The 25,594-nt window shown below is 71.9% G+C and carries 25 protein-coding genes; 13 read left to right on the plus strand and 12 right to left on the minus strand.

Going from position 1 to position 25,594, the window contains the following annotated elements:
* The first annotated feature begins 55 nt into the window (after nt 1-55).
* Both VKA29_RS11195 and VKA29_RS11200 read left to right on the plus strand, forming a co-directional pair.
* On the plus strand, nt 56-352 hold the full coding sequence (locus tag VKA29_RS11195) for a DUF4193 domain-containing protein (RefSeq protein ID WP_003997302.1): 297 nt from the start codon (nt 56-58) through the stop codon (nt 350-352).
* Between the two features lie 13 nt (nt 353-365).
* Nucleotides 366-1,283 carry a hypothetical protein gene (locus VKA29_RS11200; protein WP_324785208.1) on the plus strand — a complete coding sequence of 306 codons (918 nt, stop codon included), beginning with the start codon at nt 366-368 and terminating at the stop codon, nt 1,281-1,283.
* 4 nt (nt 1,284-1,287) lie between these two features.
* Here the strand turns inward: VKA29_RS11200 and VKA29_RS11205 are convergent, their stop codons facing one another.
* On the minus strand, nt 1,288-1,752 hold the full coding sequence (locus VKA29_RS11205) for a DUF3093 domain-containing protein (RefSeq protein ID WP_324785209.1): 465 nt from the start codon (nt 1,750-1,752) through the stop codon (nt 1,288-1,290).
* Nucleotides 1,753-1,810: 58 nt separating this feature from the next.
* Here VKA29_RS11205 and VKA29_RS11210 point away from each other — a divergent pair, with 58 nt between their 5' ends.
* The 6 genes from VKA29_RS11210 to VKA29_RS11235 all read left to right on the plus strand — a co-directional run bounded on the left by VKA29_RS11210 (nt 1,811) and on the right by VKA29_RS11235 (nt 5,949).
* Nucleotides 1,811-2,395 (plus strand): PaaI family thioesterase, encoded by a 585-nt coding sequence (locus tag VKA29_RS11210; RefSeq protein WP_324785210.1) that lies wholly within the window; start codon nt 1,811-1,813, stop codon nt 2,393-2,395.
* A complete protein-coding gene (gene dut / locus VKA29_RS11215) occupies nt 2,392-2,943 on the plus strand; it encodes a dUTP diphosphatase (RefSeq protein ID WP_324785211.1) in 552 nt (183 codons plus the stop codon). The genes VKA29_RS11210 and dut overlap by 4 nt, the downstream gene beginning before the upstream one ends.
* 1 nt (nt 2,944) lies before the next feature.
* On the plus strand, nt 2,945-3,703 hold the full coding sequence (locus VKA29_RS11220; protein ID WP_324785212.1) for a DUF3710 domain-containing protein: 759 nt from the start codon (nt 2,945-2,947) through the stop codon (nt 3,701-3,703).
* Between the two features lie 127 nt (nt 3,704-3,830).
* The gene (locus VKA29_RS11225) at nt 3,831-4,562 is read left to right on the plus strand and encodes an ABC transporter ATP-binding protein (protein ID WP_324785213.1); all 732 of its coding nucleotides are present in this window, start codon (nt 3,831-3,833) and stop codon (nt 4,560-4,562) included.
* A gap of 193 nt (nt 4,563-4,755) precedes the next feature.
* Entirely contained in the window at nt 4,756-5,154 is a 399-nt protein-coding gene (locus VKA29_RS11230) for an OB-fold nucleic acid binding domain-containing protein (protein ID WP_324785214.1), read from the plus strand.
* Between the two features lie 3 nt (nt 5,155-5,157).
* Nucleotides 5,158-5,949 (plus strand): DUF3159 domain-containing protein, encoded by a 792-nt coding sequence (locus VKA29_RS11235; protein WP_324785215.1) that lies wholly within the window; start codon nt 5,158-5,160, stop codon nt 5,947-5,949.
* 117 nt (nt 5,950-6,066) lie between these two features.
* On the opposite strand, the gene VKA29_RS11240 is transcribed toward VKA29_RS11235, so the two are convergent.
* The gene (locus VKA29_RS11240) at nt 6,067-6,744 is read right to left on the minus strand and encodes a TrkA family potassium uptake protein (protein WP_324785216.1); all 678 of its coding nucleotides are present in this window, start codon (nt 6,742-6,744) and stop codon (nt 6,067-6,069) included.
* Nucleotides 6,744-7,415 carry a TrkA family potassium uptake protein gene (locus tag VKA29_RS11245; protein WP_324785217.1) on the minus strand — a complete coding sequence of 224 codons (672 nt, stop codon included), beginning with the start codon at nt 7,413-7,415 and terminating at the stop codon, nt 6,744-6,746. Before VKA29_RS11245 ends, VKA29_RS11240 begins: the two co-directional genes overlap by 1 nt.
* 390 nt (nt 7,416-7,805) lie before the next feature.
* On the opposite strand from VKA29_RS11245, the gene VKA29_RS11250 reads away from it, so the two are divergent.
* Nucleotides 7,806-9,854, plus strand: coding sequence for an APC family permease (locus tag VKA29_RS11250; protein WP_324785218.1), 2,049 nt, complete (start codon nt 7,806-7,808; stop codon nt 9,852-9,854).
* A gap of 54 nt (nt 9,855-9,908) precedes the next feature.
* Nucleotides 9,909-11,270, plus strand: a complete 1,362-nt coding sequence (locus VKA29_RS11255; RefSeq protein ID WP_324785219.1) for a class I SAM-dependent RNA methyltransferase — start codon at nt 9,909-9,911, stop codon at nt 11,268-11,270.
* A gap of 214 nt (nt 11,271-11,484) precedes the next feature.
* Here VKA29_RS11255 and VKA29_RS11260 read toward each other — a convergent pair whose 3' ends face one another.
* Nucleotides 11,485-12,510, minus strand: a complete 1,026-nt coding sequence (locus tag VKA29_RS11260; RefSeq protein ID WP_324785220.1) for a LysR family transcriptional regulator — start codon at nt 12,508-12,510, stop codon at nt 11,485-11,487.
* Nucleotides 12,511-12,692: 182 nt separating this feature from the next.
* Here VKA29_RS11260 and snpA point away from each other — a divergent pair, with 182 nt between their 5' ends.
* Entirely contained in the window at nt 12,693-13,385 is a 693-nt protein-coding gene (gene snpA, locus VKA29_RS11265; protein ID WP_324785221.1) for a snapalysin, read from the plus strand.
* Between the two features lie 164 nt (nt 13,386-13,549).
* Here the strand turns inward: snpA and VKA29_RS11270 are convergent, their stop codons facing one another.
* Complete coding sequence (locus VKA29_RS11270; protein WP_324785222.1) at nt 13,550-14,983, minus strand: endo-1,4-beta-xylanase; 1,434 nt, start codon at nt 14,981-14,983, stop codon at nt 13,550-13,552.
* A gap of 601 nt (nt 14,984-15,584) precedes the next feature.
* Here VKA29_RS11270 and VKA29_RS11275 point away from each other — a divergent pair.
* Together VKA29_RS11275 and VKA29_RS11280 are read left to right on the plus strand one after the other, a co-directional pair.
* On the plus strand, nt 15,585-17,012 hold the full coding sequence (locus tag VKA29_RS11275; protein WP_324785223.1) for a non-reducing end alpha-L-arabinofuranosidase family hydrolase: 1,428 nt from the start codon (nt 15,585-15,587) through the stop codon (nt 17,010-17,012).
* Between the two features lie 213 nt (nt 17,013-17,225).
* Nucleotides 17,226-17,909 carry a phosphatase PAP2 family protein gene (locus VKA29_RS11280; RefSeq protein WP_324785340.1) on the plus strand — a complete coding sequence of 228 codons (684 nt, stop codon included), beginning with the start codon at nt 17,226-17,228 and terminating at the stop codon, nt 17,907-17,909.
* 11 nt (nt 17,910-17,920) lie between these two features.
* Here VKA29_RS11280 and VKA29_RS11285 read toward each other — a convergent pair whose 3' ends face one another.
* From VKA29_RS11285 to VKA29_RS11315, 7 genes are read right to left on the minus strand one after another with little or no spacing between them, the layout of a single operon-like run.
* The gene (locus tag VKA29_RS11285; protein WP_324785224.1) at nt 17,921-19,264 is read right to left on the minus strand and encodes a glutamate-1-semialdehyde 2,1-aminomutase; all 1,344 of its coding nucleotides are present in this window, start codon (nt 19,262-19,264) and stop codon (nt 17,921-17,923) included.
* Between the two features lie 7 nt (nt 19,265-19,271).
* Entirely contained in the window at nt 19,272-19,823 is a 552-nt protein-coding gene (locus VKA29_RS11290; protein WP_324785225.1) for a dTDP-4-dehydrorhamnose 3,5-epimerase family protein, read from the minus strand.
* Nucleotides 19,820-21,052 (minus strand): polysaccharide pyruvyl transferase family protein, encoded by a 1,233-nt coding sequence (locus VKA29_RS11295; RefSeq protein ID WP_324785226.1) that lies wholly within the window; start codon nt 21,050-21,052, stop codon nt 19,820-19,822. The genes VKA29_RS11290 and VKA29_RS11295 overlap by 4 nt, the downstream gene beginning before the upstream one ends.
* Complete coding sequence (locus tag VKA29_RS11300; protein WP_324785228.1) at nt 21,049-22,005, minus strand: glycosyltransferase family 2 protein; 957 nt, start codon at nt 22,003-22,005, stop codon at nt 21,049-21,051. Before VKA29_RS11300 ends, VKA29_RS11295 begins: the two co-directional genes overlap by 4 nt.
* Nucleotides 22,002-23,291 carry a hypothetical protein gene (locus tag VKA29_RS11305; RefSeq protein WP_324785229.1) on the minus strand — a complete coding sequence of 430 codons (1,290 nt, stop codon included), beginning with the start codon at nt 23,289-23,291 and terminating at the stop codon, nt 22,002-22,004. The genes VKA29_RS11300 and VKA29_RS11305 overlap by 4 nt, the downstream gene beginning before the upstream one ends.
* 5 nt (nt 23,292-23,296) lie before the next feature.
* Nucleotides 23,297-24,571, minus strand: coding sequence for a DUF4910 domain-containing protein (locus tag VKA29_RS11310; RefSeq protein ID WP_324785230.1), 1,275 nt, complete (start codon nt 24,569-24,571; stop codon nt 23,297-23,299).
* Nucleotides 24,568-25,593, minus strand: a complete 1,026-nt coding sequence (locus tag VKA29_RS11315; RefSeq protein WP_324785231.1) for an SDR family oxidoreductase — start codon at nt 25,591-25,593, stop codon at nt 24,568-24,570. Before VKA29_RS11315 ends, VKA29_RS11310 begins: the two co-directional genes overlap by 4 nt.
* Between the last annotated feature and the right edge of the window lies 1 nt (nt 25,594).

The following is a 25,594-nucleotide window of genomic DNA, read 5'->3' on the forward strand; positions in this document are numbered from 1 at the left end:
TCTCACGCGTTACGTGCGCTGGAGACACCACAGACACCCAGAGGGGGAGAGCGACATGGCAACGGATTACGACACCCCACGCAAGACCGACGACGACGTCGACTCGGACAGCCTTGAAGAACTCAAGGCCCGGCGGAACGACAAGTCGACCTCCTCGGTGGACGTCGACGAGTTCGAGGCCGCGGAAGGACTGGAGCTGCCCGGCGCGGACCTCTCGAACGAGGAACTGGCCGTCCGGGTGCTGCCCAAGCAGCAGGACGAGTTCACCTGCATGAGCTGCTTCCTGGTGCACCACCGCAGCCAGCTGGCCCGGGAGAAGAACGGTCAGCCGATCTGCCGCGACTGCGACTGAGGACGGGTCGGCCGTGACCGGCTCGACCCCTCCCCGGAAGCGCCGCTCCCCCCTGCCGGGAGCGGACCACGGACCGTCCGACGGTCCTCACGGCGCGCGTGACCACGAGCGAGGCCCGTCCGGTCCCCCGGGGACCGAGGGGGCCTCGCTCGAACCGGCCGGCCGGGCCGCGTCCCCGGCGTCGCCGACCGGGCCCGCGCCCGTCGCACGGCGGCGGGTCGCGGCGATACGGGACACGGCCCGGGAAGGCGTCCGCAAGGGCGGCAGCCGCGCCAGGGCGGCCCTCGGGTACCTGACCGACCGGGTCGTCGAGAACGCCCCGCGGATCCCCGTACGGGACCTCGCGACCCTGCGCAAGCAGTTCCCCGACCTGGGGCCCGAGCAACTCGCCGACAAGCTCGTCGCGGGCGCGGTGCTGGGCACGTCCACGGTCGGAGCGGGCGTCGGAGCCGCGGCGATGCTGCCCGTGCCGCCCGCGATGCCGACCGAGCTGGCCGCGGAGATCACCGGCGTCGCGGCCATCGAGCTGAAACTGATCGCCGAGCTGCACGAGGTGTACGGCGTGCGGCCGCCGGGGAACCTGAGCCAGCGCACCGCCGCCTACCTCGACTCCTGGTCGGGAGAGCGCGGGATCGACGTGACCAGGCCGTCGACCTACGGCAGCGCGGTCAACAGCAGCCTGAAACAGCGGTTGCGGCAGCAGATCATGAGGCGCCTGGTGCGCGACCTGCCGAACCTGATGCCCTTCATGGTGGGAGCCGCCGTGGGGGCCCTGATGAACCGCCGGGACACCAGAAAGCTCGCGGCCCGCATCCGTGCCGACCTCAGACGCCTCCAGGTGCCCTGGGAAGAGCTGCCCGAACTGCCGCCGCTGGAGCAGCCGGCCGACCCGCTGACGCCGGAGGAGATCGGGAAGGAACTCGGGCGCTGAGCGCCTACCGCGCCGCCTCCTGGGCCGCCTTCAGGGCCTGCGCCAGCCGCTCCGGCTCCCGCGTCGACAGATACAGGTAGGGCGTCGGGTCCCCGGGGTCGGTGACCTCCACGCGCAGCGCCGTGGGGATGTAGGCGCGCAGCAGCATGAAGGCGCGGGTGTCCGCCTTGTGGGTGCGCCAGGCCCGGGCCTGCTCCGCGTCCAGGACCTCCGCCCCGCCGAGCGCCGTCACCGGGATCTTCGCCTCGCCCGCGATCAGCGAACCGCCCACCACGCGGACGCGGACCGAGCCGTAGGAGCTCGCCACGACCGCGGCCGCGGCGGTGCCGCCCACCAGGCCGCCCAGCATCGGCAGCGTGCCGAAGGGCAGCAGGATCAGGGCCAGCGAGCACCCGGCCAGGACCGAGACCAGCCACCAGGTGCGGGGGGCGGTGAGGCGTTCTTCGTAAGGGGCGGCGGAGAGCTGCATGGAGCCAAGCTTGGCACGGTGTCCGGAACCGGCCGACGCGCGGGTAAGGTCTGCGGCTGTGAGTGGTACTTCCGCAGCTCTGAAGCCTCCCGCCGACGCGGTGGCACCCGTGCGCCATCCCGACGCACCCGCGCCCGGTGAACTCCTCGGCGCCCATTACGGACAGTGTTTCGGCTGTGGCGGCGACCAGCCCCACGGGCTGCACCTGGCGGCCCGGGCCGGCGAGGGCGTCCGCATCACCGCCGAGTTCACCGTGCAGCCGGCCCACCAGGGCGCGCCCGGCCTGGCGCACGGTGGCGTGCTGGCCACCGCGCTCGACGAGACCCTCGGCTCGCTGAACTGGCTGCTGCGGACGATCGCCGTGACCGGGCGGCTGGAGACCGACTTCGTGCGCCCCGTCCCGGTGGGCACGGTGCTGTACCTGGAGGCCGAGGTCACGGCGGTGGCGGGCCGCAAGATCTACTCGTCCGCCACCGGGCGGATCGGCGGCCCCGACGGACCCGTCGCCGTGCGTGCCGACGCCCTCTTCATCGAGGTGAAGGTCGACCACTTCGTCGACCACGGCCGCAAGGAGGAGATCCAGGCGGCCATGGACGACCCGGACCAGCTCCGGCGGGCCCGCGCCTTCGAGGTGAACCCGTGAGCCGTGACCCCGTGAACGTACTGATCCGGCGCGTCGAACCGGACGTACCGCTTCCGGAGTACGAGCACCCCGGTGACGCGGGAGCCGATCTGCGCACCACCGTCGCCCGGGAACTGCGGCCGGGAGAGCGGGCCGTGCTGCCCACGGGCGTGTCCATCGCCCTCCCGGAGGGGTACGCGGCCTTCGTGCACCCGCGATCCGGTCTCGCCGCCCGCTGCGGTGTCGCCCTCGTGAATGCCCCGGGGACGGTTGATGCCGGGTACCGTGGGGAGATCAAGGTGATCGTGGTGAATCTCGACCCGCACGAGCCCGTGCGGTTCGAGCGCTTCGACCGGATTGCCCAACTGGTGGTCCAGCAGGTCGAGAGGGTCCGCTTCCAGGAGGTGGCGGAGCTTCCCGGCTCGGCGCGGGCCGAAGGGGGCTTCGGGTCCACGGGCGGTCACGCCGCGGTGGGCGGGAAGAGCGGCACAAGCGGTCAGGCCGCCGTGGGCGGCCAGGCGGGTGGGAATCGATACGCTTCGGTCGTATCCGACCGGGAAGGACAGTGACGTGTTCGGACGTCGCAAGAAGAGGGATGCCGCCGAGGACGCGGCCGGCGAGGCCGAGCAGGTCGTCGACAGTGTCGACGCTGAGGCGGACGACGAGGTCGAGCGCGAGCGGGTGAGGCTCGCGCCGGGACCGCGGCCCGAAGGGCCCTGGGACAGCTCCGAGGTCAGCCGGCCCGGCGAGGGCCGGGTGGACCTCGGCGGGCTGTTCGTGCCGGGCGTGGACGGCATGGAGCTGCGGGTCGAGGTCGCGGGCGACGCGATCGTCGCGGCGACCGTCGTGCTGCGCGACAGCGCCATCCAGCTCCAGGCCTTCGCCGCGCCGAAGCGCGAGGGCATCTGGGGCGAGGTGCGCGAGGAGATCGCCACCGGCATCACCCAGCAGGGCGGCATCGTCGACGAGAGCGAGGGGCCGCTGGGCTGGGAGCTGCGCGCCCAGGTCCCGGTGCAGCTGCCGGACGGCACGGGCGGCTTCCAGGTCGTGCGGTTCGTCGGCGTGGACGGTCCGCGCTGGTTCCTGCGCGGGGTGATCTCGGGCCAGGGCGCGGTGCAGCCGCAGGCGGCCGGCCTGCTCGAGCAGATCTTCCGGGACACGGTCGTGGTGCGCGGCGACGGCCCGATGGCGCCCCGTGACCCGATCGTCCTGCAACTGCCGAACGACGCGCAGATGGTGCCCGAGGGCGTCCAGCAGGAAGAGGGCTCCCGCTTCGCCGGCGGCATGGGGCAGCTCCAGCGCGGACCGGAGATCACCGAGGTCCGGTAGCCGTGACTCTCCGAGGGCCGCACCCGTGGTCGGGTGCGGCCCTTCTTCGTGCACGGCCTGCGCACGGCCGTTGAACGGGCGGGCGCCGGGCGGCGATACTGGCGCCCGGGCCGACGGGGGAGGCGACATGAGCAGCCGGGTGCTCACCGAGACCATGGTGCGGGTCGAGGGCGTCCACAAGTCCTACGGCCACGGAGCCGCCGCCGTGCACGCCCTGCGCGGAGTCTCCTTCGAGGTGGCGCGCGGCGAACTCGTCGCCCTCGAGGGACGTTCCGGATCCGGGAAGACCACGCTGCTGAACATCGTCGGCGGACTCGACGTGCCGGACGCCGGACGCGTCGAGGTCGACGGGCGGGACCTGGCCGGACTGGACGAGGACGGGCTGCTCGCCCTGCGCCGCGACCGCGTCGGCTTCGTCTTCCAGTCCTTCGGGCTCATCCCGATCCTCACCGCCGCCGAGAACGTCGGCGTCCCGATGCGGCTGCGCCGGACCGACCCGCACGAACGCGAGGAGCGCGTGGAACTGCTGCTGTCCCTGGTCGGCCTCGCCGATCACGCGGCGCAGCGCCCCGGCGAGCTGTCCGGCGGCCAGCAGCAGCGCGTCGCCATCGCCCGGGCGCTGGCCAACGGCCCCGCCCTGATCGTCGCCGACGAGCCCACCGGTCAGCTGGACGCCGAGACCGGTCACCACGTCATGGAACTGCTGCGGGCCGTCGTCCACAGCGAACGGTCCGCCGCGCTCGGCTTCGGCCGGGCGGAGGGACCGCCCTGCGTGCTCGTCGCCACCCACGACGCCAACCTGCTCGACCTGGCCGACCGGGTGCTGGAACTGAGCGACGGCGAGATCGTCGAACGCTGACGACCGCCGAGCGGATGTGCGTGACGCGGCCGGCCCGTGAGCCGGAGTGCGATCCGTCACGTTCCCGGCATTTCCCCGCGGACCAGGGCGGGGTCACCGGTTCGGGAAGCGGCAGCGTACGGCCCGTACCCGCCGGTTCGGGGCGGCGCACCGCGGGTACGTAACCGTCAGTGCACCCCGGTAGGCTTCAGGCATGAGTGCTGTTCCTCGTTCCGAAAGGCCGGTGGGCCGGTTCCGGCGCATGCTCGACCGGCTCTCCTCGTCCCAGGGGGACCTGGAGTCGGAGGAGCTGCGGGAGGACGCCGAGACGGCGGGTTGTACCCGGATCGGTGACTGCGGCGACCGACAGGTCGTCACGGTTACTGGTACCTTGCGCACGGTCACGCTGCGCCCACGGGCCGGAGTGCCCGCCCTGGAGGCCGAGCTGTTCGACGGCACCGGCTCCCTGGACGTGGTGTGGCTCGGCAGGCGTTCCATAGTGGGGATAGAGCCGGGGCGCAGGCTGATCGCATCGGGCCGGATCTCGATGAGCCGGGGCCGCCGGGTGCTGTTCAATCCCAAATACGAACTGAGACCCCTCGGACGGGAGTAGCCGGTGACGTCACTCGACAAGCCGACGACCGAAGACACCACTCAGCAGGACGACGCCCGGGCGGTGACCGAGGCCGCGCTTTTCGAGGCGTTCGGCGGTGTCCGGGGCATGGTCGAGACGGTGCTGCCCGGCCTCCTGTTCGTCACCATCTTCACGATCAACAAGGACCTGCACTGGTCGGCCATCGCCGCCCTCGCCGTGTCCCTGCTGCTCGTGGTGGTCCGCCTGGCCATGCGGGACACCGTCAAGCACGCCTTCAGCGGCGTCTTCGGCGTGGTCTTCGGCGTCGTCTTCGCGATGATGACGGGCAACGCGAAGGACTTCTACCTGCCCGGCATGCTGTACACCCTGGGCCTGGCGCTGACCTACATCGTCACCACGCTGGCCGGCGTCCCGCTGATCGGGCTCATGCTCGGCCCGGTCTTCAAGGAGAACCTCTCCTGGCGCACCCGCAACCCGGGCCGCAAGGCCGCCTACGCGAAGGCGAGCTGGGCCTGGGGGCTGATCCTGCTCGCCAAGTGCGCGATCCTCTTCCCGCTGTACTGGTGGGCCGACACCACCCAGCTGGGCTGGGTCCTGGTCGCGCTGAAGATCCCGCCGTTCCTGCTCGCCGTATGGCTGACCTGGGTGTTCCTCGCCAAGGCGCCCGCTCCCATCGACGTCTTCGCCGAGATGGAGGCGGAGGAGAAGGCCGAGCAGGAGCGGAAGGCCGAGCGGGAGGCGGAGCCGGAGGGCGACGCCGGGGCGCCGGAGCACGGGGAGTCCGCGGGCGGACGGCACCGCCGGGAGCCGTAGACACCGGCAGCCGTACGCGTAAGCGCACGACGTGTGTGAGGGGCGCCCGGAGAACCGGGCGCCCCTCACGTGCACCTGCCGGCCGCGGCGCCGCGTGCGCCTGCCGGCCTGCCGCGCTCAGTCCGCGGCGTCCTCCCGTCGCACCGACAGCAGGTCCTCGAGCTGCTCCTCCCGGGCCTGCGCGGCGACGAACAGCAGCTCGTCGCCCGGCTCCAGCGAGTCCTCGCGGGTCGGGGTCAGCACGCGGGTGCCGCGGATGATGGTCACCAGGGAGGTGTCCTCGGGCCACTCCACGTCGCCGACCTGTGTGCCGGCCAGCGCCGACTCCTCCGGCAGGGTCAGCTCGACCAGGTTGGCGTCGCCGTGGCTGAAACGGAGCAGGCGGACCAGGTCGCCGACGCTCACCGCCTCCTCGACCAGCGCCGACATCAGACGCGGGGTCGACACGGCGACGTCCACGCCCCACGACTCGTTGAACAGCCACTCGTTCTTCGGATTGTTCACCCGGGCGACCACCCGCGGCACGCCGTACTCCGTCTTCGCCAGCAGCGAGACGACCAGGTTGACCTTGTCGTCGCCCGTCGCGGCGATCACGACGTTGCAGCGCTGGAGGGCGGCCTCGTCCAGGGCCGTGATCTCGCAGGCGTCGGCGAGCAGCCACTCCGCCCGCGGGACCCGCTCGACCGAGATGGCGGTCGGCGCCTTGTCGACGAGCAGGACCTCGTGGCCGTTCTCCAGCAGCTCGCCCGCGATCGAGCGGCCGACCGCGCCGGCACCGGCAATGGCGACCCGCATCAGTGACCGCCCTCCTCTTCGGGACCCTTGGCGAACGCCGCCTCGACCTTGTGGACCTCGTCGGTGCGCATCATCACGTGCACCAGGTCGCCGTCCTGCAGCACCGTCTGCGAGGAGGGCAGGATCGCCTCGCCGAGGCGGGTCAGGAACGCCACCCGGACGCCCGTCTCCTCCTGCAGCTTGCTGATCTTGTGGCCCACCCAGGCGGAAGAGGTGTGCACCTCGGCGAGCTGGACGCCCCCGGTGGGGTCGCGCCACAGCGGCTCGGCGCCCGAGGGGAGCAGCCGGCGCAGCATCTGGTCGGCCGTCCAGCGGACGGTCGCCACCGTCGGGATGCCCAGCCGCTGGTAGACCTCGGCGCGGCGGGGGTCGTAGATCCGGGCGGCGACGTTCTCCACGCCGAACATCTCGCGGGCCACGCGCGCCGAGATGATGTTGGAGTTGTCGCCGCTGGAGACGGCGGCGAAGGCGCCGGCCTCCTCGATGCCGGCCTCGCGCAGGGTGTCCTGGTCGAAGCCGACCCCGGTCACCCGGCGGCCGCCGAAGCCGGGGCCGAGACGACGGAAGGCGGTGGGGTCCTGGTCGACGACGGCGACCGTGTGCCCCTGTTGCTCCAGCGTATGGGCGAGAGCGGAACCCACTCTTCCGCAGCCCATGATGACGATGTGCACGCCCGTCCTTCCGGTTTCCAGATACTGCTCGGTCACATCAGGTTCTCAGACCGACGCCCAAGCTACACACGCGCGGTAGGACGACGGCACCCCCGTGCGCGGTTGCCCCACGGGCCTCAAGATCAGCGACGGCTGATGCTGCGGACGCTCGCAAGTGTCAGGATTCCGAGGCCGAGGAGGGCCGCCGCGGCGCCGATCAGCTCTGCGGTGCTGTGCATGGGACCTCCTGGTGGCGGCAAGGGCCGGGAAACGAGCGGGGGTTTGTCATATAGGCATGCCGACGCCGTCGGCTGCGGAATCCGCAGCCGGGACCGCCCCGTTTTCACCCGGTGGGCAGATGCGGGGTGGCGGGTGGCTGGTCACTCGTTCGAACGCCTACGATGCTCTGTTGTGTCCAAACTGACCGACGTGCCCAAGCGGATTCTCATCGGGCGCGCACTGCGCAGCGATCGGCTCGGGGAAACCCTCCTGCCGAAGCGCATCGCCCTACCCGTTTTCGCCTCAGACCCGTTGTCCTCCGTGGCGTACGCCCCCGGCGAGGTGCTGCTGGTCCTGTCCATCGCGGGCGTGTCGGCGTACCACTTCAGCCCGTGGATCGCGCTCGCGGTCGTCGTGCTCATGTTCACAGTGGTCGCTTCCTACCGCCAGAACGTGCACGCCTACCCGAGCGGCGGCGGCGACTACGAGGTGGCCACCACCAACCTCGGCCCCCGCGCGGGCCTGACCGTCGCCAGCGCCCTGCTCGTCGACTACGTCCTCACCGTCGCCGTCTCGATCGCCTCCGGCATCGAGAACCTCGGCTCCGCGATCCCGTTCGTGGTCGAGCACAAGGTGGCCTGCGCGGTCGCCGTGATCGTGCTGCTGACGCTGATGAACCTGCGCGGTGTGAAGGAGTCCGGCAAGCTCTTCGCGATCCCGACGTACGTCTTCGTCGCGGGCGTCTTCATCATGATCGTGTGGGGCGCGTTCCGCGGACTCGTCCTCGACGACACCATGCGGGCGCCGACCGCCCAGTACACGATCCGGGCCGAGCACCAGGGCCTCGCCGGGTTCGCGCTGATCTTCCTGATGCTGCGCGCCTTCTCCTCCGGCTGTGCCGCGCTCACCGGTGTCGAGGCGATCTCCAACGGCGTCCCCGCCTTCCGCAAGCCCAAGTCGAGGAACGCGGCGACCACGCTCGCGATGATGGGCCTGCTGGCGGTGACCATGTTCTGCGGCATCATCGCCCTCGCCCTGTCCACCAAGGTCAGGATGGCCGAGAACCCGGCGACCGACCTGCTGAAGAACGGCGTCGGGGTCGGCGCCGGCTACGTGCAGAACCCGGTGATCACCCAGGTCGCCGAGGCCGTCTTCGGCAAGGGCAGCTTCCTGTTCGTGATGCTCGCCGCGGCCACCGCCCTGGTGCTGTTCCTGGCCGCCAACACCGCCTACAACGGCTTCCCGGTGCTCGGCTCGATCCTCGCCCAGGACCGCTACCTGCCCCGACAGCTGCACACCCGCGGCGACCGCCTCGCCTTCTCCAACGGCATCGTGCTCCTCGCGGGCGCGGCGATGCTGCTCGTCATCATCTACGGCGCCGACTCCACCCGGCTGATCCAGCTGTACATCGTCGGCGTGTTCGTGTCCTTCACGCTCAGCCAGACCGGCATGGTCCGCCACTGGAACCGCCACCTGGCCGTGGAGAAGGACCCCGGCCGACGCAGCCACATGGTGCGCTCGCGCGCGATCAACACCTTCGGCGCCTTCTTCACCGGCCTGGTGCTGGTCGTCGTGCTGGTCACCAAGTTCACCCACGGCGCCTGGGTCGCCCTGCTCGGCATGGTGATCTTCTACGCGACGATGACCGCCATCCGTAAGCACTACGACCGGGTGGCCGAGGAACTCGCGGCCCCCGAGAGCCCGGGCGACGACAGCGTCCGGCCGTCCCGCGTCCACTCCGTCGTCCTGATCTCCAAGATCCACCGGCCGACGCTGCGGGCGCTGGCGTACGCCAAGCTGATGCGCTCGCACACCCTGGAGGCGCTCAGCGTCAACGTCGACCCGCTGGAGACCAAGGCGCTGCGCGAGGAGTGGGAGGAGCGCGGCATCGACGTACCGCTGAAGGTCCTCGACTCGCCCTACCGCGAGATCACCCGCCCGGTCATCGACTACGTCAAGAGCCTGCGCAAGGAGTCGCCGCGCGACGCGGTGTCCGTGATCATCCCCGAGTACGTCGTCGGCCACTGGTACGAGCACCTGCTGCACAACCAGAGCGCCCTCCGGCTGAAGGGCCGGCTGCTGTTCACACCGGGCGTCATGGTCACCTCCGTCCCCTACCAGCTGCAGTCCTCCGAGGCGGCCAAGCTCCGGGCCCGCAGGCGGCAGGAGTGGAACGCGCCGGGTTCGGTGCGCCGCGGCCCGGCCCAGGAGCGGGCCAAGGAGACACCGGCGCCGAAGTAGACTGGTGGGCTGTTGTCCACCCGTTCCCCCTCTCGCTACTGGAGTCACCCCGCCATGCAGGCAGAACCGAAGAATTCGCAGGCGGGGTCGCCGGCCGGCTCGCTCGGCTCCCTGGTGGGGGAGGAGTACGAGGTCGAGGTCGGCCCCGTCGCCCACGGCGGCCACTGCATCGCCCGCACGTCCGGGGGACAGGTGCTGTTCGTCCGGCACACGCTGCCCGGTGAGCGGGTCGTGGCCCGGGTCACCGAGGGCGAGGAGGGGGCCCGGTTCCTGCGCGCGGACGCCGTGCGGGTGCTGTCGGCGTCCAAGGACCGCATCGAGGCGCCCTGCCCCTACGCCGGTCCCGGCCGCTGCGGCGGCTGCGACTGGCAGCACGCCAAGCCGGGGGCGCAGCGTCGGCTCAAGGGCGAGGTCGTCGAGGAGCAGCTCCGGCGCCTGGCCGGCCTCACCCCCGAGGAGGCCGGCTGGGACGGCACGGTGGTGCCGGCCGAGGGCGACAAACTGCCCGCCGGGCAGGTGCCGCGGTGGCGCACGCGCGTGCAGTACGCGGTCGACGCCGACGGGCACGCCGGTCTGCGCCGGCACCGCTCGCACGAGGTGGAACCGATCGACCACTGCATGATCGCCGCCGAGGGCGTCAGCGAGCTGGGCATCGAGAAGCGGGACTGGAGCGGCATGGCGTCCGTGGACGCGATCGCGGCGACCGGCTCGCAGGACCGGCAGGTGATCCTCACCCCGGAGCCCGGCGCCCGCCTGCCGATCGTGGAGCTGGACCGGCCGGTGTCCGTGATGCGGGTGGGGGAGAAGGACGGCGGCGTCCACCGCGTCCACGGCCGCCCCTTCGTCCGCGAACGCGCCGACGGCCGTACCTACCGCGTCGGCAGCGGAGGTTTCTGGCAGGTCCACCCCAAGGCGGCGGACACCCTGGTGACCGCGGTCATGCAGGGCCTGCTGCCACGCAAGGGCGAGACGGCGCTCGACCTGTACTGCGGCGTCGGCCTGTTCGCGGGCGCCCTCGCCGACCGGCTCGGCGACCAGGGCGCGGTCCTCGGCATCGAGTCCGGCAAGCGCGCGGTCGAGGACGCCCGGCACAACCTCGCCGGCTTCGACCGCGTCCGCATCGAGCACGGCAAGGTCGAGTCGGTCCTGCCGCGCACCGGCATCACCGAGGCCGACCTGATCGTCCTGGACCCGCCGCGGGCCGGAGCCGGCCGTCGGACGGTCGAGCACCTGTCCGCCCTGGGCGCCCGCCGCATCGCCTACGTCGCCTGCGACCCGGCCGCCCTGGCCCGGGATCTGGCGTACTTCCGGGACGGCGGCTACCGGGTGCGGACCCTGCGGGCGTTCGACCTGTTCCCGATGACCCATCACGTGGAGTGTGTCGCCATCCTCGAACCCGCCGCGAAGGGCGCCTGACCTGCGGTTTTGTCCGTGCGCATTATGTGCGGTGTGGGCGTTACGGGCGATGTCCCGACGCTGGAACGAAGAACCGGCACGCCGGACCCGAGCTTGTCCGCCGCCCGGTCCGGCAGGGGACCGATCGGGCGCCGGGTCTAGACGTCGGCAGGCGGAGTTCCGCGGATGCGGCCCTTGCGCCGGGCGTGTTCGTGCACGCTGACCGGGCAGGGGCTCAGGCCGGGGTTCTGGGCGGCGTGTTCGCGAGCCCGCCCGGCCGGCGTCGGCCGTCGGGTGGGCCGGGCGTGCCGAGGGGTGGCAGGACGGCCGGTGTGCCGACGCTCTCCAGCCACTCCACGTAGGCCGGTGCCTCCCGGGCCACGGCCCAGTAGGACTCCTCCAGGTACGGGTAGACCTCGTTCACCTCGGCCTCGGTGCGGGCGGCCAGCAGCAGCCGCACGCCGATGGGGTCGCCCTCCAGCGGGCGGATGGCCAGATCGGGGCGGGGGTGGGCGGTGGGCTGGCTGACGGTGACGACCTCACCGATCGCGGCCAGCGAGTACGCGGTGAGGTAGTCGCCGTGCAGCATCTCCGGCCGCAGGCCCGCCGACCGCAGGGTCCGGCACAGCGCGTCCCACTCGCCGTCGACGGTTGCATCGACCATCCAGCGGTCACCGGCCAGGTCGGCCATCCGCACCCGGCCTCGCGAGGCCGCCGGGTGGTTCGCGGCAAGCGTGACGAACTGCGGCTCGCGTTCGACGAGGACGCGGACGCAGAGTCCGGGCGGCATCCGCAGCGGGCTGCCCTCGACCTCGTGCACGAACGCCATGTCGAGCTTGCCGGCGGCGACCATGGCCAGCAGCGAGTTGGCGGAAACACTCATCTGGAGCGTCGGCTCGATCCGCGCCACCCCGGCCCGCAGCCGGTACAGCCAGCCCGGGATGGCGCGGTTCGCCGTGGCGCCGATGCGGAGCTGGAAGCCGCAGGCGGCGCGGGCGGCCTCGGCCCGGGTCTCCGCCACCATCGCCGAGAACTCCGTCATCAGCGGCCGCGCCCGGCTGAGCACCGCCAGGCCCAGCGGCGTGGGGCGGCAGCCGGTGCGGCTGCGTACGAACAGCTGGGCGCCGAGGGTGTTCTCGATGCGCCGCAGCTGGGTGCTCAACGAGGGCTGCGCCATGCCGAGTTCCCGCGCCGCTTTGTGCAGACTGCCAGTGTCGGCGATGACGCAGAGCACGCGCAGGTGCCTGACCTCCAGCTCCATGAGGGGAGCGTAGAGCGGGGCTCCGTGTGACACCAGGTGTTCAAGTGGCAGCGAATGGGGAGGAGTTGGGTCCTGATAGGCCGACGCTATCCCCATTTGCCATCATCCCGGGGCCGGTTCAGATGTCCGAGACTTCCTGGCAACCGATCGTTCCACCCCACAGAACGAACAGGAGCCCCCACATGGCGTCGTTGCGTACCAGCGCCACGAAGAAGAACTCCAGGAGACTCACGGCTCTCGCGCTCGGTCTCGGGCTTGCCGCGGCGGCCCTGGGCACCGCGGCCCCGGCGGGCGCCCAGCCCCAGGGCGCCGACCGGGCCCAGGCCCGTGGCGCCGTCGGCTACGTCGGTTCCGCTGAGAAAGCCGGCAACAAGGCCTTCTTCGACGCGGTACTGAAGTCCGTCGCCCAACGGCAGGCCAAGCAGCCCTCCCTCCAGGCGGTGACCGTCTACTACAACGCCTCCCAGGCACCCAGCTTCCGCACGCAGATATCGAGCGCCGCCTCGATCTGGAACAGCTCCGTGTCGAACGTGAAGCTCCAGGCGACGTCGGGCAGCGCCGACTTCGCCTACTACGAGGGCAACGACTCACGCGGGTCGTACGCGTCCACCGACGGCCACGGCAGCGGCTACATCTTCCTGGACTACGCGCAGAACCAGCAGTACGACTCGACCCGGGTGACCGCCCACGAGACGGGCCACGTGCTGGGCCTGCCCGACCACTACAGCGGCCCGTGCAGTGAGCTCATGTCGGGCGGTGGCCCCGGCCCGTCCTGCACCAACCCCTACCCGAACTCGACCGAGAGGTCCCGCGTCAACCAACTGTGGGCCTATGGTCTGGCCAAGGCCCTCGCCAAGGCCGGTGTGCAGCGCTGACCGACCGCGCCACCAGCGGACCGGCCTGCCGGCCGTGATCTCACCACACGTGTACGGACCGCGGTTCCCCGCCGCGGTCCGTACATCTGTGCAGGGCCGGGCGGAACGGGTCGCCGCCAGGAAGGCGGCGACCCGGGAGCGTCGACGATGCCCTGCGGGCACCGTCAGGTGCGGGTCCAGTGCTGGTTGCTGCCGTTCGAGCAGGAGTAGAGCTGGATCAGGGTGCCGTTGGCGGTTCCGGCTCCGACCGCGTCGAGGCAGAGGCCGGACTGGACGCCGACGATGGATCCGTCGGAGTTGAGGCGCCACTTCTGGTTGTCGCCGCCCCAGCAGCTGTAGATCTGGACCTTGGCGCCGTTGCCGGTGCCGGCGGCGTCCAGGCACTTGTCGCCGTAGACCCTGAACTCACCGGCGTCGGTGTACGTCCACTGCTGGTTGGTGCCGCTGTGGCAGTCCCACAGCTGGAGCTGGGTGCCGTCGGTGGTGCTGGCGTTGGGCACGTCCAGGCAGCGGCCCGAACCGACGCCCTTGATCTGTCCGCCGCCCGACGGGGGCGGCGTGGAGGTGCCGCCGTTGAGTGCGTTGAGGACGGCGGTGTAGGCGGGCTTCTTGCTGCCGTCACCGTTGAAGAGCAGCGGCGTGTCCCCGGATCGCCAGGAGTCGGTGTCGCGCACTCCCCAGACCGTGATGCCGAGGCAGCGCGGGACGGCCAGGCAGTCGTTGGTCACGTCGGCGTAGGTCGAGGCCGAGGCGCCCTGGATGTCGAGTTCGGTGATGGCCACGTCGACGCCGAGGGCGGCGAAGTTCTGCAGGGTGGTGCGGAAGTTGCTGTTGTAGGGGCTGCCGCTGTTGAAGTGCGACTGGAAGCCGACGCAGTCGATCGGCACACCGCGCTGCTTGAAGTCCCGGACCATGCTGTACACGCCCTGGGTCTTGGCCCAGGTCCAGTTCTCGATGTTGTAGTCGTTGTAGCAGAGCTTGGCCGCCGGGTCGGCGGCGCGCGCGGTGCGGAAGGCGACCTCGATCCAGTCGTTGCCGGTGCGTTGCAGGTTGGAGTCCCGTCGGCCTCCCGAACCGTCGTCGGCGAAGGCCTCGTTCACGACGTCCCACTGGGCGATCTTGCCCTTGTAATGGGCCATCACGCCGTTGATGTGGTCGATCATCGCCTGGCGCAGTGTGCTGCCGCTGAGGCTCTGCATCCAGCCGGGCTGCTGGGAGTGCCAGGCCAGGGTGTGGCCGCGCACCTGCTTGCCGTTCTGCACCGCCCAGTTGTAGACGCGGTCACCGGCGGTGAAGTTGAACTGGCCGCGCTGCGGTTCGGTGGCGTCGATCTTCATCTCGTTCTCGGCCGTCACCATGTTGAACTCACGGCCCGCGATCGTCGTGTACGCCGAGTCGCCCAGCTTGCCCGAGGCGATGGCGGTGCCGAAGTAGCGGCCGCTCTGCGCCGCCGCGGCGCCGAGTGTGCTCTCGGCGGCGTGTGCTCTCGGCGGCGTGACCAGCGCGGCGACCACGCCGAGGATGCCGACGGCCAGCGTCAGCATCAGGACGCGGATCTTCCGGCGGACAACGGGTCTGGCAAGGGCGTACGAGCCCATGACTGTGCCTCCTCCAAGGTAGACATCACGGAAGGACTGAAGCGCAGGGTCTTGCGTCGCCCGCTGCCGTGCGGCGGACGGACGGACGGACGGGGCGGGCCGGAGCCCGGGCAGCGCGGAAGGTTCGTCATGTCGAACTGCGGTCGGCGTCTCAGGCAGGGATGATTGAGGTATTGACGATGCATCGTCAATACTCCGCGCACAAAAGTTTCCGCTTTTGGTTCGAATGTTTCGAGACCGGGGCGGGCGGTGGGCCTCCGGCGTCCCTTTCGGTGCGGATTCCGCGGGGCAATGGCTGAGGTCAGGGCGGGTGTGCCGGACGTGTCCCCCGCTTCGGCGTCGAGTGTGGGTCGACTCGGTCGATTGTCCGGGGGGATGTGTGGCTTCTCGCGGTGCGGGATCTCGCAATATTTCGGAGACTGGAGCGACACATGCGAGGGGTGTTGACGTCGTTCGCCGGTTCCCTATCATTCAGGTTGCTCGACGCTTCGACCTTTGTTCGGTATTGCGAACTGCATCTGCGCACCGCACCGCACGGACCGTCCGGACCGCCTCCGACGAGGCCGGCCGGAACCGCCCACTCAAGGTTGAGGAAGTCCCCATGCACAGAGGAATTCTCGGCCGCAGGCATACGTCTGCGGTGCTCGCCGCCGCGGTCGCGGTGCTGGCCGCGTTGGCGGCGATGCTCGTCGCCGTCCCGGCTCAGGCGGCCACCAGCGGCGCCCTGCGCGGTACCGGTTCGAACCGGTGCCTCGACGTGGTCGGTGGCAGCCAGGACAACGGCACGTACCTGCAGTTGTACGACTGCTGGGGCGGGACCAACCAGCAGTGGACGCTGACGGACGCCGATCAGCTGACCGTGTACGGCAACGCGTGCCTGGACGTTCCGGGCCACGCCACCACGGCCGGCACCCGGGTGCAGATCTGGACCTGTTCCGGCGGCGCGAACCAGCAGTGGCGGGTGAACTCCGACGGCACGGTCGTCGGCGTGGAGTCCGGGCTGTGCCTGGAGGCCGCGGGCGCCGGTACGGCCAACGGTACGGCGGTGCAGATCGGGACGTGCAACGGCGGCAGCAACCAGAAGTGGACCGGTCTCTCCGGGACGACGACCCCGCCCCCGGGCACGTGCTCTCTTCCGTCGACGTACCGGTGGACGTCGACGGGCGCGTTGGCCCAGCCGGCGAACGGGTGGGCCTCGGTGAAGGACTTCACCGACGTGGTCTACAACGGCAAGCACCTGGTCTACGCGTCGAACGTGTCGGGATCGTCCTACGGGTCGATGATGTTCAGCCCCTTCACCAACTGGTCCGACATGGCGTCGGCCGGCCAGACCGGCATGAGCCAGTCGGCGGTGGCGCCCACGCTGTTCTACTTCGCCCCCAGGAACATCTGGGTGCTGGCCTACCAGTGGGGTGCCTGGCCGTTCATCTACCGCACGTCGAGCGACCCCGCCAACCCCAACGGCTGGTCCGCGCCGCAGCCGCTGTTCACCGGGAGCATCTCCGGCTCCGGCACCGGCCCGATCGACCAGACCCTGATCGGTGACGGCCAGAACATGTACCTGTTCTTCGCCGGCGACAACGGCAAGATCTACCGGGCGAGCATGCCGATCGGGAACTTTCCGGGCAGCTTCGGCTCGTCGTGCACGACGGTGATGAGCGACTCGACGGCCAACCTGTTCGAGGCGGTGCAGGTCTACAAGGTCCAGGGCCAGAACCAGTACCTGATGATCGTCGAGGCGATGGGCGCGAACGGGCGCTACTTCCGCTCGTTCACCGCCTCCAGCCTGAGCGGTTCGTGGACCCCGCAGGCCGCGAGCGAGAGCAACCCCTTCGCGGGCAAGGCCAACAGCGGTGCCGGCTGGACCAACGACATCAGCCACGGTGACCTGGTCCGCGACAACCCCGACCAGACCATGACCGTCGACCCCTGCAACCTGCAGTTCCTCTACCAGGGCAAGTCCCCCTCCGCGAGCGGCCCCTACGACCAGCTGCCGTGGCGGCCGGGTGTCCTCACCCTGGAGCGCTGACCCGCCTGACGACCCCACGGTGAATCGAGGCACCCCGGCCGCGCGGCGGCCGGGGTGCCTCTCGCCTCCGACGGGCTTTCCGACGGCGGTTCTCCGCGACCGAGCCGTTGGTTAGGGTGGCGGGCAGTTCGGACACGACGGGGGCTCGCTGGTGGGGGAGGTGCGCCGCATGTGCCGGATGGTCTGCGACGGGCGACCGGACGCGGTGGGCGGGTGACCGGCCGGGCGGCGCCCGCGGTGCTGCCCCCGCCGCCGCGCGTGTGGCTCGGGCTGGTCGCGGCCCTCGCCGCGCTGGTGGTCGTCGTGCTCGGGGTCCGGTACGCCGGCCACAGCCGGCCCGGCACGGTGGACGCGCGGATCTCGGCGGCGGTGGACGGTGCGGGGCCGCCGTGGCGGCAAGCCGCGCTGGCCATGGACTTCTTGGGGGAGCCGGTGGGAGCGGCGACGCTGGTCGCGGCCGTCGTGACGGGCTGCCTGCTGCTTCGCCGTCCCCGCGCGGCGGTGCTCGTGGTGGCCGGCGTCGCCGTCACCGTGGGGACCGCGACGCTGCTCAAGCACCTGGTGGGACGCACCATCCACGGCGACAACCTGTCCTACCCGAGCGGGCACACCGCCTTCTTCACCGCGCTCGCCCTCGTCGGGGCGCTGCTCGCGACCGGCCGGCCCGTCCTCGGCAGGACGGCCGGCCCGTCACTCGTGCTCGCCGCGGCGCTGGTCGCCGGCGCGGCCATGGGCTGGGCGCAGGTCGCCCTGGGCGCGCACTACCCGACCGACGTCCTCGGCGGCTGGTGCACCGCGCTGGCGGTGATCCCGGCGACCGCGTGGCTGGTCGACCGGACGGCCGACCGGACGGCTGACCGGACGGCTGACGCCGGCCGCCGTCGGAAGCGCCGCTGACGTCACGTCAGTCACGCCGAGCGGCGGAACACCGGCTTCACCGGTCGTCCGGCCAGCCACGGGGCGGGGTCGGCGGCGTCCAGTGCCTTCCGGTACACCGCACACGCCTGAGCGACCACGTCGACGGTGTGATCGATGTCGGCGTCGTCGAGCGCGCTGCTCACCACGAACGAGGGGGCCAGCACCCCGCCCGCCAGGAGCCGGCGCAGGAACAGGGTCCGGTACCGCTGCGACGGCTGCCGGTTCTCGTCGAGGGTGGCGAAGACCAGGTTGCTGGCCCGGCCCCGGACGACGACGTGGTCGCCGACGCCCATGGCGGCCGCGGCGTCGCGGACCCCGGCGGCCAGCCGCTCGCCGAGGGAGTGCAGCCGCGCGGTGACGCCCTCCTCGACGTAGGTGGTGAGCACGGCCATCGCGGCCGCCAGGGAGTGCGTTTCCGCACCGTGCGTGGTGGACAGCAGGAACACCCGGTCGCCGGAGTGGCGCAGTCCTCCCCGCTCCATCAGCTCGCGGCGCCCGGCCAGCGCGGAGACGGCGAATCCGTTGCCCAGCGCCTTGCCGAACGTGGAGAGGTCGGGGACGACGCCGTACAGGCCCTGGGCGCCTGCCTCGGACCAGCGGAAGCCGGTGATCATCTCGTCGAAGACCAGGACGCAGCCGTGCCGGTCCGCCAGTTCGCGGAGGCCGGCGAGATACCCGGGCGGCGGCTCGGTGTGGGTGGCGGGCTCGAGGATCAGGCAGGCGACCTCGCCCTCGTACCGGGTGAGCAGTTCCTCCGTGGCGGCCAGGTCCCCGTACGGGAAGGACACGGTGAGCTCGGTGGTCGCCGCCGGGATGCCGGCGGACATCGGTGTGGTGCCGATGAACCAGTCGTCGACGGAGAAGAAGGGGTGGTCGGCGCAGACGGCCACCCGCGGGCGACCGGTGGCGGCGCGGGCCAGGCGGACCGCGGCGGTGGTGGCGTCGGAGCCGTTCTTGGCGAACTTCACCATCTCGGCGGTCGGCACCGTGGCCAGGAAGCGTTCCGCGGCCTCCACCTCCAGGATGGACGGCCGGACGAAGTTGCTGCCGCGGTCGAGTTCCCGCCGCACCGCCTCGACCACGCGTGGGTGGGCGTGGCCGAGGCTGACCGACCGCAGGCCGGAGCCGTACTCGATGTAGCGGTTGCCGTCGACGTCCCACACGTGGGCACCGCGGCCGTGGCTGATGACCGGGGCCAGGTTCTCGGGGTACTGGTCGTCGCCCTTGGCGTAGGTGTGCGCGCCCCCGGGGACCAGGGCGTGCAGCCGCTCGTTCGCCGTCCGTGACCGGGGCAGTCGGAACTCTACGGTGTCTTCGGTGTCTTCGGTGGCCACGCCGACCTCAACTCTCGTTCTGCTTCAGGACCTCGGAGAGGCTGGGCGCCTCCCGGTCCCGCTGGGACATCGATGTGACCGGCAGCGGCCAGCCGATGGCGAGCTCCGGGTCGTCGAAGGCGATCGTCACGTCCTCCGCCGCATCGTGCGGGCGGTCGATCCGGTAGGAGGTGTCGGCGGTCTCGGTCAGCGCCTGGAAGCCGTGCGCGCACCCCGCCGGGACGTACAGGGTCGCCTGCGTCTCGCCGGACAGTTCGAAGAAGGCCCGGCCCAGATACGTCGGCGAGCTCGGGCGCAGGTCTACGACGACGTCGAAGATCCTCCCGTACGAGCAGCGCACCAGCTTGGCCTCACCGGCGCCGGAGCGCAGGTGCAGGCCGCGCACCACGCCGCGGACCGAGCGGGACACGCTGTCCTGGACGAAGGCGTTCGGGTCGAGGCCCACCGAGCGGACCACGTCGGCGTCGAAGGTGCGGCAGAAGAAGCCGCGTTCGTCGGCGTACGCAGTCGGCTCGAACAGGTACGCGCCGGCGATCTCCGGGACTTCGGTCGCCTTCATCGAGCCTCCTGGTGCGTCTGGGCGTGGTCGGCCGCCGGGAACAGGGCCGCGGTCAAGGCGGCGAACTGGTGGTCGAGTTGCCGGGCGGCGGCCAGGTTCCGCTCGATGAGGGTCTGCCGCAGCCCGGCCGAGTGCTGCTCCAGCGCCCGGAACTGTTCGAGCAGCCGGTCGGCGTCGACCTCGCGGGCCGGATGGCAGAACGCGCCGAGGCCCATCCGGTCCATCAGCGCGTCGCTCTTCGCCGCGTAGCTGAGCGCGAGCACCGGTGTGCCGGTCTTCAGCGCGCAGACCAGGTTGTGGTAGCGGACCGCGACCACGGCGTCGGCGGCCGCCATCTCCTTCATCAGGTCGGCCAGCGAGGCCGGTTCGGCCGCGGTGACCAGCGCAGAGTCCACCGCGTCGAGGATCGCGGCGACCACCGACGTGTCGCAGTCGTCGCCGGTGAGCAGCCGGACGGGCCTGCCCTCCTCGGCCAGCGTGCGGACGAAGCGGATCGTCCCGTCGAGGTAGCGCCGGTGTATCTCGTCGGCCCGGGCGCGGTCGTCGTTGCCGCCGTGGAAGTCCATGACCCCGACGCAGACCGTGCCCGGCGCGCCGGAGGCCGCGCCCGCCGGCGGCGTCGGCAGGGAGAACGCCAGGTCCGGGTAGACCCGGTCGCGGGCGGTGTCCACGCCCATCGCCCGCATCGCGTCCCGGGACTGGGCGTCCCGGTACGACCGGTACGCGGCCAGCCGCGCCGACCAGCGCACCAGGGCCCGGGTCGGCCGGTCGCGGATCCCGGCGGCGCCGACGCCGACCAGCGCGACCCGGGTGCCGAACAGCCGGCCGCTCGCGCAGAGCAGGAACAGCGAGTACGGGAAGCCCCACGGCCGCAGCGGCAGCGTGGCCTCCAGGACGCCCATGCCCGGCACGATCACCACGTCGTGCCGGCGCACCCAGGCGGCGGTGCGGAAGACGTCGACGAGTTTGCCCAGCCCCTTCGCCGCGATCGCGCCCGCACGCGACGCGGTCCGGTACTCCCCGCGGTACCAGTGCAGCCGCGTCGCGGGGATCCCGAACCGGGCGGTGACGGCCTCGGGTCCGCCGCACAGCGCGTCCACGACCGCCTCCGGGTGCGCGGCGCGGAGGTGGCCGAGGACGGCCTCGAGCGACCCGTCGTTGCCGAGGTTGCCGGAGCCGAGCAGGCCGAACACCCCGACGCGCACCGGGGTTCCGCCCGCGGACGTCATGCGCGCCGCCCTTCACGACCCGCACGCCCGGCGACGAGGGCGTCCACGGAGACGCTGAAGTCGGCCGGATCGACCGGCGCGCGGTCCTCGACCCGCTCGCCGGCGCCCGGCCGGGCCCGGCTGGTCAGCCACGCGGCCAGGTGGCGGTAGCACGCGCGCCGCTCGGCCGGGGAGAGCGGCGCCCGCCGGATCGCCGAGGCGAAGCCCCAGACGTATTCGGCGAGCAGCCGGGGCGTCGGGTGCAGCGGGCCCGCCCGGCGCGGGTCCAGGTTGACGCACCGGGAGCGCTTGGACGGGTTCGCCCGCTCGGCGCGGGTGGGATGGTCGCGGCGGAAGTACAACAGCTCCGGCACCTGGTAGAAGCGCCCGTGCAGGGCGATCTCGGCGACGAACGTGCGGTCCGCGTGGTGGTAGCTGTCCATCGGCTTCACCCGGCGCAGCGCGTCGGCCCGGATCACCCCGTAGAAGTCGTCACCGCCGGGTTCGAACAGCACGCTGCGGAAGCGCTCCGGCGGGTGCGGCGAGTCGGTGGCGAGCGTGTACTCGTACGGGACCTTCACCCGGCCGTCGCCGTCGATGACCGCCTGGTCGGCGTGCGCGAGGATCACGTCCGGCCGCTCGTCCAGCGCTTCCACGCAGCGTCGCAGCAGATCGCGGGCGTAGAGGTCGTCGTGCGAGGCCCACTTGAACAGTTCGCCGCGGCACTGGGCGAACACGTGGTTGTGGTTCGGTGTGGCGCCGACGTTCCGCAGCAGCCGGACGTACCGGATGCGCGAGTCCCGCGCGGCGTACTCGCGGCAGATGTCCTCGGTCCCGTCCGTCGAGGCGTTGTCGGAGATGATCAGCTCGAAGTCCTCGTAGGTCTGGCCGAGCAGGGCGTCGAGCGATTCGGCGAGGTACTCCTCGCCGTTGTACACGGGCAGGCCGATGCTCAGCCTGGGTCGGTCGGTCATGAGGTCCTCACTTCGGGGATGGGGTCGTGGTGGTGCTCGCGCAGGGCCGGCCGCAGCTGCAGCCACCACACGGCCGAGCCGCTGACGGTCGCGGCGGCGACGCCCCAGGCCGAGCCGACCGTGCCGGCCGCGGCAGCCCCGCCGAGCCCGCCGCCGACGTAACAGACCGAGGCGAACAGCTGGCAGCGCAGGCTGCGCCGGGCCGCGCCGAGCGCGCGCAGACCGGCCGCCGCGCCGGTGCCGAGGCCGGCGCCCGCGACGCCGAGGGTGATCGGCACGACGAGCCGCGAGGCGGAGTGCCAGACACCGCCGAGCACCAGCTCGCCGAGCCGGCCGGGTATCAGCAGCAGCGCCCCGCCCCACAGCAGCGCGGCGGCGGCCTGCCCACCGCCGAGGAAGAGGCAGAACCTGCCGAGCCGCCGCGGGGCCTGCCGCAGCACCCGTGCCGCCTCCGGGACGGTGACCAGCGACAGCCCCATCAGCACCGCGAGGAACGGACCCATCAGGAGCTCGGCGCCCCGCACCGCGCCCACCGCGCCGACCCCGGCGATCGCGCCGAGCCCGTACGCCCGCAGCTGGCTCGCGCCGCTGAGGCTGACGTTCTCGACCAGGTACCGGTAGCCGAGGTCCCGCTGTTCGCGAAGCCATCCGCGCGCCTCGGCCGTCCGGGGCAGGATGCCGGACTGGAGGCAGCCGTACCCCGCCGCCACCGTGGCGGACGCGCCCCAGGCGAGCACGAAGGCGGCCACGCTGCCCACCCGGGCCGCCGCCACCATGGCCGGGACGAGCGCGACGGCCCACACCACGTCGTTGACGAACGCCTTCCGCCCGGTGCCGGCGGCGAAGAACGCGAACCGCCAGGCGTCCTGGAGCAGCAGTCCCGGCAGCATGAGGGCGAGGGCGGTGAACGCGGACCCCACCCGGCCGCCGAGACCGGCCCCGGCCACCAGGCACAGCACGCCGACGGCCGCGCCGACCCCGAGTGCCGTACCCGCCGACCGGGCCACCGCCCCGCGCCAGGACGCGTCCGGCACGCCGCTGAAGCGCACCACGAGCGGGTCGGTGGCAAGGCCGCGGGAGACGTTGAGGATCACTCCGTAGGTCACCCAGGCCAGGCTGAACACGCCGAACGCGGTCACCCCCAGCGAACGGGCCACGTAGACGCCCACCGCGAAGTTGCTGATGCTGGAGGCCGCCTGGTCGGCCAGTCCCCAGGACAGCCGGCCGACCAGGGCCCGCTTGGCGGACCGGGCCGGTGCCGCCGTCTTCTCCTCCCCGGTGGTCATCGGCGTCACGCCTTGATCAGTCCGGCGCCGTGCAGGGCGTCGGCCGCGACGGCGACGGTGTCGAACGGCAGCCCGGACCGCTCGGCGACGTCCAGCAGACTGTGCTCGCCGTCGGAGAGGCTGAGCACCCAGAGCATGGCCATCTGGGCCTGCTTGGTGTCGCTGCGGCCGCCGAGCGCGTCGTACAGCCCGCGCCGGCCCAGCTGCGGTTCGCCGTAGGGACTGAGGTTGAGGTACCGCCGGTTGCGGTCGAGGACGGCGAATGCCTCGCGGCACACCGCGAGGGTGTCCTCCATCGCCTCGGGGGAGACGAAGTCCGGGTTGTCCGCCGAGGTGTGGTACTCCGGGTATCCGGCGTACGGGGTCCGGCTGAGCGAGCCCACGCCGAGATCGAACCCGGGCGAGCAGTACTGCCGTTCGTCGTAGCCGTACGGAGTGAACTCGTCGACGCGGTGCGGGCGTCCGGACGCGGTCAGCACGTGCCGCAGCACCCGGTCGATCTCCGCGTCGCCGCGTCTGCTCTGCTTGTACGTCAACCGGCCCCGGTCCCCGGCGCAGGCCAGCACGAGGCCGTGCTTGACCCGTTCCACCCGCTCCGCGTTGCGGGCCAGCCAGGTGATCGCCCCGATGGTGCCGGGCGCGTAGATGAACCGGTAGGTGTAGTACGGCGTCCGCCGTGCCAGCGCCCGGGCCAGGAACGTCGCCACCGCGATGCCGGCCAGGTTGTCGTTGGCCAGCGACGGGTGGCAGACGTGGCAGGAGACGATCACCTCGTCCGGGACCCGGCCGGGGATCACATGCTCGGCGTAGGTGAGGTGGCCGTCTTCGAGCGTGGAGTCGATGCGTACCTCGTAGTCGCCGTCCGGCAGCGCGTCCAGGGTCTCCTGGGCCAGGCAGAATCCCCAGTCCGGCTTGTAGTAGCTGGTGCGGTACGGCACCCAGCCCGGGTGGTCGGGAAGGGTGTGCAGGTGCGCGCGGAGCTCGGACAGCGGCATGGTGGCCGACACCGGCACGCTGTAGCCGAGCACGTGCAGGCTGGAAGCGGCGAAGTCGACCACCCGGTGGCCGGCGGAGTCGGCGATGTAGGCGTCGCGGATGTTCCACTCCTGCGGCACCGTCCAGTCGAGCACCTGCGTCCCGGTCGGCACCTCGTGCACGCGCAGCGGGACGTACTCGCCGACGATGTCCAGGGTGGCGCGCACGCCGTCGCCGGTGATGCTCCGGCACAGCGGGTACAGGCGCTCCACCAGCTCGTGCATCCGCCGGCCGGTCCCGGTCATCGGCGCCGCCGCAGGGTGTCGTCGACGGCGCCGGCGTCGGACGCCGCGCGCAGCACCGCGAGGCGGGTGAAGCGCCGCTCGAAGTCCTCCCGGGTCAGCCCGAACTTCCGGTAGGCGTCGGCGAGTTCGAGCGCGCCCTGCTTCACCGTCCACTCGCAGTCGAAGCCGGGGACCGCGGCCCGGAACCGGGAGAAGTCCACCCGGTACGACCGCGGATCCGCGCCGGTCTCCCCGGTGATCACCACCTTCGCGCCGGAGACCGCCTCGGCGACCTGTCCGGCGATCTCGGCGACCGTGACGTTGTTGGTCTCGCTGCCGATGTTGAACGCCCGGTCGTGCACCGCTTCCCGCGGCGCGACCAGCGCGGCCGCGAAGGCCCGTGCGATGTCGGCGGCGTGCACCAGCGGGCGCCAGGGGGTGCCGTCGGAGAGCACCAGCACCTCGCCGGACAGCAGCGCGTGGCCCACCAGGTTGTTCAGCACGATGTCGGCGCGCAGCCGGGGCGAGTAGCCGAAGGCGGTGGCGTTGCGCATGAACACCGGGGTGAAGTCGCCGTCGGCCAGCGCGTGCAGGTCGTCCTCCACCCGCACCTTGGACTCCGCGTACGGCGTCACCGGGCGCAGCGGGGCGTCCTCGGTCACCAGGTCGTCGCCGCCGGCGGCGCCGTAGACCGAGCAGGTGGACGCGTACAGGAAGCGCCGCACGCCGGCGTCGCGGGCCAGCCGGGCGAGCCGTACGGACGCGTGGTGGTTGATGTCGTAGGTGAGGGCCGGCGCCAGCGATCCCAGCGGGTCGTTGGAGAGCGCGGCCAGGTGGATCACGGCGTCCACCCCGGCCACGTGCTCGGCCGTGACGTCGCGCAGGTCCACCCGGTGCCCGGACGGGTCCGCGGGCGGCTCGCCCAGCACGCAGTCGGCGAACAGGCCGGCGTCGAGGCCGACGACCTCGTGCCCGGCGGCCGTGAGGACCGGGGCCATCACGGTGCCCAGGTAGCCCTGGTGTCCGGTCAGCAGTACTCGCACG

This window comes from Streptomyces sp. H51 (assembly GCF_035656535.1).
Lineage (GTDB): Bacteria > Actinomycetota > Actinomycetes > Streptomycetales > Streptomycetaceae > Streptomyces.

Coding starts and splice junctions, on each gene's coding strand:
- VKA29_RS11195 (WP_003997302.1), top strand. CDS start 56: ATGGCAACGGATTACGACACCCCACGCAAGACCGACGACGACGTCGAC.
- VKA29_RS11240 (WP_324785216.1), bottom strand. CDS start 6,744: ATGCGGGTCGCCATTGCCGGTGCCGGCGCGGTCGGCCGCTCGATCGCG.
- VKA29_RS11310 (WP_324785230.1), bottom strand. CDS start 24,571: ATGACCGGGACCGGCCGGCGGATGCACGAGCTGGTGGAGCGCCTGTAC.
- VKA29_RS11305 (WP_324785229.1), bottom strand. CDS start 23,291: ATGACCACCGGGGAGGAGAAGACGGCGGCACCGGCCCGGTCCGCCAAG.
- VKA29_RS11295 (WP_324785226.1), bottom strand. CDS start 21,052: ATGACGTCCGCGGGCGGAACCCCGGTGCGCGTCGGGGTGTTCGGCCTG.
- snpA (WP_324785221.1), top strand. CDS start 12,693: ATGGCGTCGTTGCGTACCAGCGCCACGAAGAAGAACTCCAGGAGACTC.
- VKA29_RS11260 (WP_324785220.1), bottom strand. CDS start 12,510: ATGGAGCTGGAGGTCAGGCACCTGCGCGTGCTCTGCGTCATCGCCGAC.
- VKA29_RS11300 (WP_324785228.1), bottom strand. CDS start 22,005: ATGACCGACCGACCCAGGCTGAGCATCGGCCTGCCCGTGTACAACGGC.
- VKA29_RS11275 (WP_324785223.1), top strand. CDS start 15,585: ATGCACAGAGGAATTCTCGGCCGCAGGCATACGTCTGCGGTGCTCGCC.
- VKA29_RS11205 (WP_324785209.1), bottom strand. CDS start 1,752: ATGCAGCTCTCCGCCGCCCCTTACGAAGAACGCCTCACCGCCCCCCGC.
- VKA29_RS11255 (WP_324785219.1), top strand. CDS start 9,909: ATGCAGGCAGAACCGAAGAATTCGCAGGCGGGGTCGCCGGCCGGCTCG.
- VKA29_RS11270 (WP_324785222.1), bottom strand. CDS start 14,983: ATGGGCTCGTACGCCCTTGCCAGACCCGTTGTCCGCCGGAAGATCCGC.
- VKA29_RS11225 (WP_324785213.1), top strand. CDS start 3,831: ATGAGCAGCCGGGTGCTCACCGAGACCATGGTGCGGGTCGAGGGCGTC.
- VKA29_RS11230 (WP_324785214.1), top strand. CDS start 4,756: ATGAGTGCTGTTCCTCGTTCCGAAAGGCCGGTGGGCCGGTTCCGGCGC.
- VKA29_RS11290 (WP_324785225.1), bottom strand. CDS start 19,823: ATGAAGGCGACCGAAGTCCCGGAGATCGCCGGCGCGTACCTGTTCGAG.